We start from the raw sequence: 12,818 nt of genomic DNA on the forward strand, positions 1-12,818 counted from the left end.
TCAGTCGTGAACGAGACGACCTGACCGAAACCCCCACCGACGGGAGGACGCTCGTGTCCGAGGAACCCAAGACCAGAAACACCCCCTACACCACGAACAACGCCGGAATCCCGGTGGAGAGCGATGAACACTCGCTCACTGTCGGAGCCGACGGACCGATCCTGCTCCAGGACCACTACCTCATCGAGAAGATGGCCCAGTTCAACCGTGAACGGGTCCCCGAACGAGTGGTCCACGCCAAGGGATCCGGCGCGTACGGCACCTTCAAGGTGACCAATGACGTCAGCCAGTTCACCAAGGCCGACATGTTCCAGCCGGGCAAGCAGACCGCCATGCTCGCCCGCTTCTCCACGGTCGCCGGTGAGCAGGGATCCCCGGACACCTGGCGGGACCCCCGTGGATTCGCCCTGAAGTTCTACACGGAGCAGGGCAACTACGACATGGTCGGCAACAACACGCCGGTCTTCTTCGTACGTGACCCGATGAAGTTCCAGGACTTCATCCGCTCGCAGAAGCGCCGTCCGGACAGCGCGGTGCGCGACCACGACATGCAGTGGGACTTCTGGACCCTGTCCCCCGAGTCCGCGCACATGGTGACGTGGCTGATGGGCGACCGGGGCATCCCGAAGACGTACCGCCACATGAACGGCTACAGCTCGCACACCTACATGTGGGTCAACGCGGGCGGCGAGCGGTTCTGGGTGAAGTACCGCTTCAAGACCGACCAGGGCATCGACTTCTACACGCAGGACGAGGCCGACCGGATGGCCGGTGTGGACGGCGACGTCCACCGCCGCGACCTGTTCGAGGCGATCAAGCGCGGTGACCACCCGAGCTGGACGCTGTACGTCCAGGTGATGCCGTTCGACGACGCGCCCGACTACCGGTTCAACCCGTTCGACCTCACGAAGGTGTGGCCGCACGGCGACTACCCGGAGATCGAAGTCGGCCGGATGACGCTGAACGAGAACCCGGAGGACTTCTTCGTCCACATCGAGCAGGCGTCCTTCGAGCCGTCGAACCTGGTGCCCGGCATCGGTCCGTCGCCCGACAAGATGCTGCTCGGCCGGCTCTTCTCGTACCCGGACACCCACCGGTACCGGATCGGCCCGAACTACGCGCAGCTGCCCCCGAACCGCCCGCGGTTCGGCCGGAACTCGTACGCGAAGGACGGTCCGATGCGGTACGAGCCGAGCCGTACCGGAGCGGTCTACGCGCCGAACTCCTACGGCGGCCCGGCGGCGGACACCGCGCGCTACGGCGACCCGGCGGGCTGGGCCACGGCGGGCGAGATGGTCCACGAGGCGTACAAGCTGCACAGCGAGGACGACGACTGGGGCCAGGCGGGCACGATGGTGCGCAAGGTGCTCGACGACGCGGCCCGCGAGCGGCTGGTGGGGAACATTTCCGGCCATCTGCTGGACGGCGTGAGCGCCCCGGTCCTGGAGCGCGCGCTGCAGTACTGGCGCAACGTGGACAAGGACCTAGGCGACCGGATCGCCAAGAAGGTCAACGGCGGCTGACATACGGGAAACGGATCAGGGGCGGTGCCGGCCGGCACCGCCCCTGATTCATGTGTTCGTCGTCGGCTCAGGAGCTCATCGCGCGGGAGGAGCGCCGTTGGCGATGTTGTTCTCGTTGCCGTCGGCCGGCTTGCCGGGGACCCCGCCGCCCGGCTGGCCCGGGGACTGGCTCGGCGGCACGTCCGGGGACTGGCTCGGGGGCGGCACGTCCGGGGACTGGCTCGGCGGCACGTCGGGCGACTGGCTCGGGCTCTGCGAGGGCGCGTCCGGCGACTGGGACGGGGTGGTGTCGGTGCTCGCCGACTGCGAGGGGCTCGCCGGCGGTGTGCTCGGCACGGTGACCTCGCCGCGCTCGACGTCCTCCAGGTCGAACCGGGCGCTGGAGCCGCCGCCCAGGGCACCGAGCGTGTAGTCCGCCCAGATCTGTGCCGGGAAGCCACCGCCGTTGGCCCGGCCGGAGTTGGCCGTGCCGGTCAGGCTGACCTGGCCGCCGCCCTCCTTGGGCGATTCGCCGAAGAGCGCGACGACCGTGGTGAGCTCCGGGGTGTAGGCGGCGAACCAGGCCGACTTGTTGTTCTCCGACGTACCCGTCTTGCCCGCCGCCTCGTACGCCGAGGTGTTGGCCGCCCGGCCGGAGCCGCTGTCCACCACGCCGGTCAGGACGGAGGTCACGGTGTCGGCGGACTTGCGGCTGATCACCTGGCTGCCGATGCCCTCGACCGGCTCCACCGTCCGGTCGCGGTGCTTGGCCGACTTCACGATGAACGGGGTGACCTTCTTGCCGTGGTTGTCGAGCGTGGCGTACGCGCCCGCCATGTCCCAGGTCGAGGCGTTCATGGTGCCGAGCGTGATGGCGGGGCGCTCGGGGAAGTTCTCGTCCGGTACGCCGAGGGCCAGCGCGGTCTTCTTCACCGCGGGCGGGCCGACATCGACGACCATCTGCGCGAAGACCGAGTTGATCGACGCGTTCATCGCCTTCTGCACGGTGACGCTGCCGTAGCTCTGGTTGTCCTCGTTCTCCGGAGCGAACGGGGTGTCGCTGCCCACCACGGGCCGCTTGCTGGTGCCGTCGTAGCGGGTGTTGACACCGATCAGGTCGCCGTCCTGGGTCTTCGACCCGTTCTCCAGCGCGGAGGCGAGCACCAGCGGCTTGAAGGTGGAGGCGGGCTGGTAGTCCCGGCGGGTGGCGTTGGAGTAGTAGTGCTTGACGTAGTCCACGCCGCCGTACATCGCGACGACGGCGCCGGTCTTCGGGTTCACCGAGGTGGCACCGGCCTGGACCGTCGCGTCGACCTTGTTGTTCTTGCGGTCCAGCTTGGACTCCAGCTGGCGGTCGACCGACTGCTCCAGCTGCTTCTGCCGCTTCTTGTCGATGTTGAGCGTGAAGGTCCAGCCGCCGGCCTGCCGCATCTCCGCGGTGATGCCCTGCTTCTCCAGCTCCTTGTTGGCCGCCTCGACGAGGTAGCCGGTCTGGCCCTCCATGCCCTTGGCGGGCTTGGCCTTGTGCGGCTTCGGGAAGGTGAGCTTGTCGCGCTCGGCCTTGTCGAGCCAGTGCATCTCGACCATGTTGTCGAGCGTGTAGCCCCAGCGCTCCTTGACCAGCTTCTTGCCGGTTTCGCTCGCGGTCTGCCAGTCGTACTGACTGGGGGCCTGGAGCACCGAGGCCAGGTAGGCGCCCTGGGAGACGTTGAGGTCCTTGGCGTCGACGCCGTAGTAGGCCTGTGCGGCGGCCTGGATGCCGCTCGCGCCCCGCCCGTAGTAGCTGGTGTTGATGTACCCGGCGAGGATGTAGTCCTTGCCCTTCTTGTTCTCGATCTTGAGCGAGATCACCAGTTCCTTGAGCTTCCGGCTGATCGTCGGGTCCTGCGTCAGGTAGTAGTTCTTGACGTACTGCTGGGTGATGGTCGAGCCACCCTGCTTGCCCTTGCCGCTGAGGGTGTTGATCAGGCCGCGCGCGGTGCCCTTCAGGTCGACGCCCTTGTCGTCGTAGAACGACTTGTTCTCGGCGGCGACGAAGGTGTGCTGCACCTCCTTGGGCACCTCGGCCAGGTCGACGATCTGACGGTTGACGCCGTTGCCGGTGCGGGTCAGCAGCGACCCGTCGCTGTACTGGTAGACGTTGCTCTGCCGCTCGGCCAGGGCGTTGGCCTTGGGGATGTCCACGTACATGTAGAGCGCGACGAAGGCGCCCATGATCAGCAGGCAGAGTCCGAAGAAGGCGCCCAGCATCTTCTTCCAGGTGAAGAGTCTGCGTATGCCGCCGCTCTTCGCGGCCCGCCGCGCTCCGCGCCGCTGGGCTCGTCGCGCATCCGCTCGACCCATCGCTGTTTCGCTCCTGTTTCTCTGCTCGACCAGATCCGCTCAGCCGAACCAGCTAACACCGTCAGCAAGGACAAAAAGCGAGCGATGCGGTCTTTTACGGACGTGACAATCAGCACCCGCTCCCAAGGGAACCGACTCACGAAGGGTGCCCAAGGTTGCGAACACAGGTAATGTGTAATCACATTGCTAGCACCGAGTCAGTCTTTCGAAACGGGGGATTCCATGCCCGACCACGGCAATCCGCACAATGTGGCCACCCTTGCCGCCGACCTCACGCCCGACGCCCCGCAGATGCCCGAACCGCAGGTGAGAGAGGTGACGGCGCACAGCATCCCCGGCGGTCTCGGCCTGCTGCTGACCGTGCTGGGGGTGATCGCCGGCATCGGTCTGGCGATAGTCGGCGGCGTCGTCGGTTCGAACGGGAACAACGCCCTGGGCGTCCCCGTCTGCATCTTCGGCGTCCTGCTCGTCATCGCCTCGTTCTTCTGCATGACGGGTGTGAAGATGGTCGCACCGGGCGAGGCCCGGGTGATCCAGCTCTTCGGCCGCTACGTCGGCACGATCCGTACCGACGGGCTGCGCTGGATCAACCCGCTCACCAGCAGCCGGAAGATCTCCACCCGGGTCCGCAACCACGAGACCGCGGTCCTGAAGGTCAACGACGCCTACGGCAACCCGATCGAGCTCGCGGCGATCGTCGTCTGGAAGGTCGAGGACACCGCGCAGGCGCTCTTCGAGGTCGACGACTTCCTGGAGTTCGTCGCCACCCAGACCGAGGCGGCCGTCCGGCACATCGCGATCGAGTACCCGTACGACGCCCACGAGGAGGGCGGCCTCTCGCTGCGCGGCAACGCGGAGGAGATCACCGAGAAGCTGGCCGTGGAGCTCACCGCCCGGGTGCAGGCCGCCGGCGTACGGATCATCGAATCGCGCTTCAGCCACCTCGCGTACGCCCCCGAGATCGCCTCCGCGATGCTCCAGCGCCAGCAGGCCGGCGCGGTGGTCGCGGCCCGGCAGCAGATCGTCGAGGGCGCGGTCGGCATGGTCGAGATGGCGCTCACCCGGATCGCCGAGCAGGACATCGTCGAGCTCGACGCGGAGCGCAAGGCGTCCATGGTCAGCAATCTGATGGTGGTGCTGTGCGGTGACCGCGCGGCGCAGCCGGTCCTGAACACGGGCACTCTTTACCAGTGACCGAACAGACCCCGGCACGCCGGACCCCGCCGCAGCGCAAGCAGATGCTGCTGCGGCTGGATCCGGCGGTGCACGACGCGCTGGCCCGCTGGGCCTCCGACGAACTGCGCAGCGCGAACGCCCAGATCGAGTTCCTGCTGCGCAGGGCGCTGGCGGAGGCGGGCCGCCTGCCGGGTACGGCGCGGCCGATCCCCCGCCGGGGGCGGCCGCCGAAGGACGCGTCGGGCCCGTCCGACGGCTGAACACCGGGGATCCGGGGGCGGGGGCCCGGTATACACCAGAGGTATACACGCCGTGTACAGTGCTCGGCATGTCTATCGGCCACACCCTGCTCGGACTCCTGGAGTCCGGCCCCCGCCACGGCTACGACCTGAAGCGCGCGTTCGACGAGAAGTTCGGCCACGACCGCCCCCTGCACTACGGCCAGGTCTACTCGACCATGTCCCGGCTGCTCAAGAACGGCCTCGTCGAGGTCGACGGCGTGGAGAGCGGCGGCGGCCCGGAGCGCAAGCGGTACGCCATCACCGAGGCCGGGATCACCGATGTCGGCGCCTGGCTGGCGCAGCCGGAGAAGCCCGAGCCGTACCTCCAGTCGACGCTCTACACCAAGGTCGTCCTGGCCCTGCTCACCGGCCGCAGCGCCGAGGCCCTGCTGGACACCCAGCGCACCGAGCACCTGCGCCTCATGCGCATCCTCACCGACCGCAAGCGCAAGGGCGACCTCGCCGATCAGCTGATCTGCGACCACGCGCTCTTCCACCTCGAAGCCGATCTGCGCTGGCTGGAACTGACCGCCGCCCGGCTCGACCGTCTCGCCGCGGAGGTGGGCGCATGATTCCCGTAGGTTCCCTGCTCAGCGCCGACAGCCTGTACAAGACGTACGGCCAGACGCCCGCCCTCGACGGCGCCTCGTTCTCCATCCACCCCGGTGAGGTCGTCGCCGTGATGGGCCCCTCCGGCTCCGGCAAGTCGACCCTGCTGCACTGCCTCGCCGGAATCGTCACGCCCGACCGGGGCACGATCACCTACGCGGGCCGCGAGCTCTCCGCCATGTCGGACGCCGAGCGCAGCGCCCTGCGCCGCACCGAGTTCGGCTTCGTCTTCCAGTTCGGCCAGCTCGTCCCGGAGCTGACCTGCGTCGAGAACGTCGCCCTGCCGCTCCGCCTGGCCGGCGCCAGGCGCAAGGAAGCAGAACGCACCGCCCGCCACTGGCTGGAACGCCTGGAGGTCGACAACGTGGCCGCCAAGCGCCCCGGCGAGGTCTCCGGCGGCCAGGGCCAGCGCGTCGCCGTGGCCCGCGCGCTGGCCGCCTCCCCGAAGGTGATCTTCGCGGACGAGCCGACCGGTGCACTGGACTCCCTCAACGGCGAGCGGGTCATGGAGCTGCTCACCGAGGCGGCCCGGTCCACCAATGTCGCCGTGGTCCTGGTGACCCACGAGGCGCGGGTCGCCGCGTACTCGGACCGCGACGTCACCGTGCGCGACGGCCGGACCCGCGACCTGGAGCACGCCGTATGACCCTGCTCGACCAGAAGAACGCACCGGCCGGGGCCCCGCCGCGGCCCGCCCCGCCCACCGGTGTCGCCGCCCGGCTCCGCGACCTCGGTCTCGGCATCCGGTTCGCCGCGGGCGGCGGGCGCGAGGGCTGGGTCCGCACCGTACTGACCGCCGTCGGCGTCGGTCTCGGTGTGGCGCTGCTCCTGACCGCCGCCTCCGCGCCGCATCTGCTCCAGGAGCGGTCCGCGCGCAGCCAGGCCCGCGCCGAGAGCGCCGTCCCGGGCGGGCCGGACGCACAGGCGAAGAAGTCCGACACCTCGGTGCTCCGGATCAACGCGGAGACCGAGTACCGCGGCCGCACCGTCGAGGGCTGGCTGATGCGCGCGGACGGTACGCGTCCGGTCGTCCCGCCGGGCGTCGAGCGTTTCCCCGGCGCGGACGAGATGGTGGTCTCCCCCGCGCTGAAGGAGCTGCTGGACTCCTCGGAGGGCAGCCTCCTCAGGGAACGGCTGCCGTACCGGATCACCGGCACGATCGCCGGCTCCGGCCTGGTCTCGCCGGGGGACCTGGTCTACTACGCGGGCAGCGACACCCTGACCCCCGCCAACGGCGGTCACCGGATCGCCGGTTACGGGAATCCGGGCGAGGGCGAGGAGATGCCGCCCGTCCTCATCGTGCTGATCATCATGATCTGCGTGGTGCTGCTGGTGCCGGTCGCGATCTTCATCGTGACGGCGGTGCGGTTCGGCGGCGACCGCCGCGACCGCCGGCTCGCCGCGCTGCGCCTGGTCGGCACGGACATCCGGATGACCCGCCGGATCGCGGCCGGCGAGGCCGTGTTCGGGGCGCTCCTCGGGCTGCTGACCGGTGTGGTGCTCTTCCTGGTGGGGCGTCGTTTCGTCGGTCACATCGAGATGTGGGACGTCAGCGTCTTCCCGTCCGACCTGGTGCCCGACCTCCGGCTGACGGCGCTGGTCGTGGTCGCCGTTCCGCTGACGGCGCTGGTGGTCACGCTGGCCGCCCTGCGCTCGGTGGTGATCGAGCCGCTCGGCGTCGTACGGGGCGGCCGCAACCGCAGGCGCCGGTTCTGGTGGCGGCTGGTGATGCCGGTCGCGGGCCTGGTGGTGCTCGGCATGACCGGCAAGGTCGACGAGTTCACCCCGGTCGATCCGTACCCGATCGCGGGCGGTGCCGTGCTGGTCCTGGTCGGGCTCGCGCTGCTGCTGCCGTGGCTGGTCGAGGCGTGCGTGAACCGGCTGCACGGCGGCCCGGTGCCCTGGCAGCTGGCCACCCGCAGGCTCCAGCTGAGCAGCGGCGCGGCCTCCCGCGCGGTCAGCGGCATCACGGTCGCGGTCGCGGGCGCGGTGGCGTTGCAGATGCTGTTCGCGGCGGTGGGCGACGAGTTCAACAGGATGACGGGGCAGGACCCGTCGCGGGCCCAGTTCTACACGTACTCCGAGAAGGTCACCCCGGAGGCGGCCGGCCGGACCATCGAGCAGTTCAAGGCCACCAAGGGCGTGGAGGCCGTCATCGGCAAGGTCGAGGTGTACGTCACCAGGCCCGGCAAGTTCGAGGGCGACGACGTCCAGCCCACCACCAGTCTGATCGTCGGCGACTGCGGGACCCTGCGCGAACTGGCCCGGATCGAGTCCTGCAAGGACGGCGACACCTTCGTGGTCCACCCCAGGAACGACAAGGAGCTGTCCGACTGGGTCGACCAGACGGCCCGCAAGGGCAAGGAGGTCGAGATCAGCAGCGCTCCCGGCGGGAAGACGATGCGGTGGACGCTGCCCGCGGACTCCCCGACGGTCCTCGCCCGCCACGATCCGCTGGGCGAGGACTCCTGGGGCATCATGGCCACCACCGGCGCGATCGACCCGAGCACGCTGCCCGGCGCGACGACCCAGTCGCAGATCCGGGTCGACGAGAGCGTCGAGGATGTCGCGGAGTACGTGCGCAACACCGCGGCCAGGCTCGACCCCGCGATGCGGGTCGCGTCCCTCAGGTCGGTGGCGCGCGACGAGAAGTACGCCAGTGTGCAGCGCGGCCTCCAGGTAGGTGCGACGGCGACGCTGCTGCTGATCGCCGCCGCGATGCTGGTCGCCCAGCTGGAGCAGTTGCGCGAGCGCAAGCGGCTGCTCTCGGTGCTGGTCGCCTTCGGCACCCGGCGCTCCACCCTCGCCTGGTCGGTGCTCTGGCAGACCGCCCTGCCGGTGGTCATCGGACTGGCGGTGGCCGTGGCGGGCGGGCTCGGCCTCGGCGCCACGCTGATCGCGATGCTCGACAAGGAGGTCACCGACTGGTGGCTGTTCCTGCCGATGACCGGCGCGGGCGCGGCGCTGATCCTGCTGGTCACGCTGGTGTCGCTGCCACCGCTGTGGCGCATGATGCGCCCGGACGGCCTGCGTACGGAGTGACGGAGCGGTGGTGAAGGGGGTGCGGTCCCGCGGGACCGCACCCCCTTCGCCTCTCAGTCGCTTCGTGTGCCGGTCGTCACCCGCACCGGCAGCCCCCGCATCGCCTCTCGCAGCGCCGCCGCGAACTCCTCGAACTCCTCGTGCCGCGCCGCCCCCGTACGCATCCCCAGCGCCACCCGTCTCGACGGCGCCGGTTCCGCGAAGTACCCGGTGGCCAGCGCGTCGTTGCGGCCGGTCTCGACCGTCACCGCGGTCCGCGGCAGCAGCGTCACACCGAGCCCGCCGGCCACCAGCTGGACCAGTGTGGAGAGCCCGGCGGCGGTCGTGGTGACCGGCGCCCCCTCCGTGCGGCCGGCCTCCCGGCAGATGTCCAGCGCCTGGTCGCGCAGGCAGTGCCCCTCGTCGAGCAGCAGCAGCGGCAGCTCGCGCAGCGCCTCGCGCGGAATGTCGGCGCGCCCGCCCAGCCAGTGGTCCTTCTCCATCACGAGCACGAAGTCCTCGTCGAAGAGCGGGAGTTCGGTCACCCCGGGCACTCCGAGCGGCACCGCGAGCAGCAGCAGGTCGAGCCGTCCCGCGGCCAGCCCCTCCAGCAACGAGGAGGTCTGCTCCTCGTGCACCTGGAGGTCGAGCTCCGGGTAGCGCTCGTGGACCAGCCGCAGCACGGTCGGCAGCAGGTACGGGGCGACGGTCGGGATCACACCGAGCCTGAGCACCCCGGTGAACGGCGCCCGGACCGCCTCCACCTCCTCCATCAGCTCGCCGACGGCCTCCAGCACCGCCCGGGCCCGTACCGCGAGCCGCTCCCCGGCCGGCGAGAGCAGCACCTTGCGCGTCGTACGCTCGATGAGCTGGACACCCAGTGCCTCCTCCAGCGCCGAGACCGCCCCGGAGAGCGCCGGCTGACTCATCCCGATTGCTGCCGCCGCGTCCCTGAAGTGCAGGTACTCCGCGACGGCCACGAAGGCGCGCAGCTGCGACAGGCTGGGCTGTTTGGGCCGACTGCCCGGATTGCTCTGGGCCACTGATAGGCACCTCCGATCATCACGGCCGAGTGTAGCTATTTCCGCGATCAATGCACTCTGTGCCAAGGTGGACTCCGTCCAACCCTCAGGAAAACCCCCAAAAGGGAATTCCTACGCTACAAGGAGAGCGCGTGCTCACTGTCGGTGACAAGTTCCCCGAGTTCGACCTGACTGCTTGTGTCTCGCTGGAGAGCGGCAAGGAGTTCGAGCAGATCAACCACAAGACCTACGAGGGCAAGTGGAAGATCGTCTTCGCGTGGCCGAAGGACTTCACCTTCGTGTGCCCCACCGAGATCGCCGCCTTCGGCAAGCTGAACGACGAGTTCGCCGACCGTGACGCCCAGATCCTCGGCTTCTCCGGTGACTCCGAGTTCGTGCACCACGCCTGGCGCAAGGACCACCCGGACCTGACCGACCTGCCCTTCCCGATGATGGCCGACTCGAAGCACGAGCTCATGCGTGACCTCGGCATCGAGGGCGAGGACGGCTTCGCCCAGCGCGCCGTCTTCATCGTCGACCAGAACAACGAGATCCAGTTCACGATGGTGACCGCCGGTTCCGTGGGCCGTAACCCCAAGGAGGTCCTGCGGGTCCTGGACGCCCTGCAGACCGACGAGCTGTGCCCGTGCAACTGGACCAAGGGCGAGAACACCCTCGACCCGGTCGCGCTCCTCTCGGGCGAGTGAGCTGACAGCGACATGGCACTCGACGAACTGAAGGCCGCCGTTCCGGACTTCGCCAAGGACCTGAAGCTGAACCTCGGTTCGGTCATCGGGAACAGCGAACTTCCGCAGCAGCAGCTCTGGGGCACCGTCCTCGCCTGCGCGATCGCCTCGCGCTCGCCGAAGGTGCTGCGCGAGCTGGAGCCGGAGGCCAGGGCCAACCTCTCCGCGGAGGCGTACACCGCCGCGAAGTCGGCCGCCGCCATCATGGCGATGAACAACGTCTTCTACCGGACCCGGCACCTGCTGTCGGACCCCGAGTACGGGACGCTCCGGGCGGGTCTGCGGATGAACGTCATCGGCAAGCCCGGCGTGGAGAAGATCGACTTCGAGCTCTGGTCGCTCGCCGTCTCCGCGATCAACGGCTGCGGCCAGTGCCTGGACTCCCACGAGCAGGTGCTGCGCAAGGCCGGCGTGGACCGTGAGACCATTCAGGAAGCCGTCAAGATCGCCTCGGTGATCCAGGCGGTCGGCGTGACCCTCGATGCCGAGGCCGTGCTCGCCGAGTAGGACCAGCAGTACCCCTTGTACGAGAAGGGCCCCAGGGACGACCGACCGTCCCCGGGGCCCTTCTCCCTTCTGCCCGTGGGCCTATGTGCCGGACCCGTTCTTCTTCGTGTCCCCGTCGGCGCGGTCCTCGTCGTCGCCGTAGTCGATGTCCTCGGGCGGCGATCCGGGCGCGGGTGTCGGAGCGAGATCGACGGCGGTCGCCCCGCGTGGGGACGGCGCGTAGCGCAACGCCTGTTCCTGTCCGTACGCCCGCAGATAGCCGACCACCGTGTTGGTGACCGCGACCAGCGGCACCGCGACGACCGCGCCGCCGATGCCGGCGATCATGCCGCCCGCGGCGACCGAGAGGACCACGGCGAGCGGATGCACCCGCACCGCGCGTCCCAGGATGAACGGCTGGAGCACATGGCCCTCGATCTGCTGTACGGCGAGCACCACCGCCAGCACCATCAGGGCGGTGAACACGCCCTGGGTGACCAGCGCGACGACCACCGCCAGCGCCCCGGAGATCACGGCGCCGACCAGCGGGATGAAGGCGAAGAGGAAGATGAAGACCGCCAGCGGCACCGCCATCGGCACATCGAGGAAGAAGATCCCGAGCCCGATGAAGATCGCGTCGATCAGCGCCACTATGACAGTGCCCCGCACATAGGCGGTCAGCGTCCGCCAGGCGCGCGGCCCGGCGCCCGCGACGCCCGGCCGGGCCTGGGCCGGCACCAGTTTCAGCACCCAGTGCCAGATGCGCCTCCCGTCGTACAGCAGGAAGAGCGTAGAGAACATCGCCAGCAGCATCCCGGTGAGGAGCTCCACCATCACGGTGACGCCCTGCAGTCCGGCGGAGGTGATCTGCTCGGTGTTGGTGCCGATGGTGTCGCTGAGGTTCTTCGCGACATCGTTGATCTGCTGCTCGGTGACGTGGAAGGGGCTGTCGAGCAGCCAGTTCTTCAGATCGTCGATACCCGTCCGCACCTTGTCGGAGAGGGTGTCGATGTTGTCCATGACCTGCCAGACCACGAACCAGCCGACCAGGCCCATGATGACGAAGCCCAGGATCGCCGTGACGGCGGTGGCCAGCCCGCGCGGCAGCCCGTGGTGCCTCAGCCGGGCGACGGTCGGTTGCAGCATCGCGGTGACGAGCAGCGCGGCGACGAACGCCAGGACCACCAGCTGCACCGCGCTGATGACCCGCATCAGCACCCAGAGGGTGCCCGCCAGGACGAGCAGCCGCCAGCCCGCCTCGGCCGCGACCCGCATCCCCCAGGGAATCGCCGCGACCGGATCGGGCCGGGCGGCGACGGAGGGGGCGTACGAGGGCGGCGGCGGCACACGGCCGGCCCCGGCACCGCGCCGGGCCTCCTCGCCCGGAACGGGCCCGGACGCAACGGCTCCGGAGGCAACGGCCGCGGCGGGCGCGGCGGAAGCGGTCACCGGCGGCTCGGTCCGCGCGGCCTCGTCCCCCTCGGCCTCGGCCCGGCGCTGCTCCAGCCGATCGCCCAGTTCGGTCAGTTCGGCGCCCAGCCGGCCGAGCCACCCCGGAAGTTTCGACATGATCGTTCCTCTTCCCCCGTCTTCTCTCCCCGCCGCTCCCCCGCCGCGCCGTCCGGACCGACC

At 69.6% G+C, this 12,818-nt stretch carries 11 protein-coding genes; 8 read left to right on the forward strand and 3 right to left on the reverse strand.

The window, feature by feature from the left end:
• The first annotated feature begins 53 nt into the window (after positions 1-53).
• Positions 54-1,523, forward strand: coding sequence for a catalase (locus ACWCPY_RS09480; RefSeq protein WP_451263757.1), 1,470 nt, complete (start codon positions 54-56; stop codon positions 1,521-1,523).
• Positions 1,524-1,598: 75 nt separating this feature from the next.
• Here the strand turns inward: ACWCPY_RS09480 and ACWCPY_RS09485 are convergent, their stop codons facing one another.
• Positions 1,599-3,845 (reverse strand): transglycosylase domain-containing protein, encoded by a 2,247-nt coding sequence (locus tag ACWCPY_RS09485; protein WP_451263758.1) that lies wholly within the window; start codon positions 3,843-3,845, stop codon positions 1,599-1,601.
• A 222-nt stretch (positions 3,846-4,067) separates the two neighbouring features.
• On the opposite strand from ACWCPY_RS09485, the gene ACWCPY_RS09490 reads away from it, so the two are divergent.
• The 5 genes from ACWCPY_RS09490 to ACWCPY_RS09510 all read left to right on the forward strand — a co-directional run bounded on the left by ACWCPY_RS09490 (position 4,068) and on the right by ACWCPY_RS09510 (position 8,953).
• Complete coding sequence (locus ACWCPY_RS09490; RefSeq protein ID WP_451263759.1) at positions 4,068-5,039, forward strand: SPFH domain-containing protein; 972 nt, start codon at positions 4,068-4,070, stop codon at positions 5,037-5,039.
• Entirely contained in the window at positions 5,036-5,281 is a 246-nt protein-coding gene (locus ACWCPY_RS09495; RefSeq protein ID WP_329818131.1) for a hypothetical protein, read from the forward strand. The genes ACWCPY_RS09490 and ACWCPY_RS09495 overlap by 4 nt, the downstream gene beginning before the upstream one ends.
• 68 nt (positions 5,282-5,349) lie before the next feature.
• On the forward strand, positions 5,350-5,874 hold the full coding sequence (locus ACWCPY_RS09500; RefSeq protein WP_124716644.1) for a PadR family transcriptional regulator: 525 nt from the start codon (positions 5,350-5,352) through the stop codon (positions 5,872-5,874).
• On the forward strand, positions 5,871-6,557 hold the full coding sequence (locus tag ACWCPY_RS09505; RefSeq protein ID WP_451263760.1) for an ABC transporter ATP-binding protein: 687 nt from the start codon (positions 5,871-5,873) through the stop codon (positions 6,555-6,557). Before ACWCPY_RS09500 ends, ACWCPY_RS09505 begins: the two co-directional genes overlap by 4 nt.
• Complete coding sequence (locus ACWCPY_RS09510; RefSeq protein ID WP_451263761.1) at positions 6,554-8,953, forward strand: FtsX-like permease family protein; 2,400 nt, start codon at positions 6,554-6,556, stop codon at positions 8,951-8,953. The genes ACWCPY_RS09505 and ACWCPY_RS09510 overlap by 4 nt, the downstream gene beginning before the upstream one ends.
• 53 nt (positions 8,954-9,006) lie before the next feature.
• Here the strand turns inward: ACWCPY_RS09510 and ACWCPY_RS09515 are convergent, their stop codons facing one another.
• Positions 9,007-9,975, reverse strand: coding sequence for a hydrogen peroxide-inducible genes activator (locus ACWCPY_RS09515; RefSeq protein ID WP_451263762.1), 969 nt, complete (start codon positions 9,973-9,975; stop codon positions 9,007-9,009).
• A gap of 131 nt (positions 9,976-10,106) precedes the next feature.
• On the opposite strand from ACWCPY_RS09515, the gene ACWCPY_RS09520 reads away from it, so the two are divergent.
• Together ACWCPY_RS09520 and ACWCPY_RS09525 are read left to right on the forward strand one after the other, a co-directional pair.
• Positions 10,107-10,661, forward strand: a complete 555-nt coding sequence (locus ACWCPY_RS09520; RefSeq protein ID WP_031083404.1) for a peroxiredoxin — start codon at positions 10,107-10,109, stop codon at positions 10,659-10,661.
• Between the two features lie 12 nt (positions 10,662-10,673).
• Positions 10,674-11,207: an alkyl hydroperoxide reductase gene (locus tag ACWCPY_RS09525; protein ID WP_451263763.1), complete on the forward strand. Its 534-nt coding sequence runs from the start codon at positions 10,674-10,676 to the stop codon at positions 11,205-11,207.
• Between the two features lie 81 nt (positions 11,208-11,288).
• On the opposite strand, the gene ACWCPY_RS09530 is transcribed toward ACWCPY_RS09525, so the two are convergent.
• Positions 11,289-12,755: an AI-2E family transporter gene (locus tag ACWCPY_RS09530; protein ID WP_451263764.1), complete on the reverse strand. Its 1,467-nt coding sequence runs from the start codon at positions 12,753-12,755 to the stop codon at positions 11,289-11,291.
• Positions 12,756-12,818: the final 63 nt, after the last annotated feature.

The organism is Streptomyces sp. NPDC002403 (assembly GCF_053593015.1).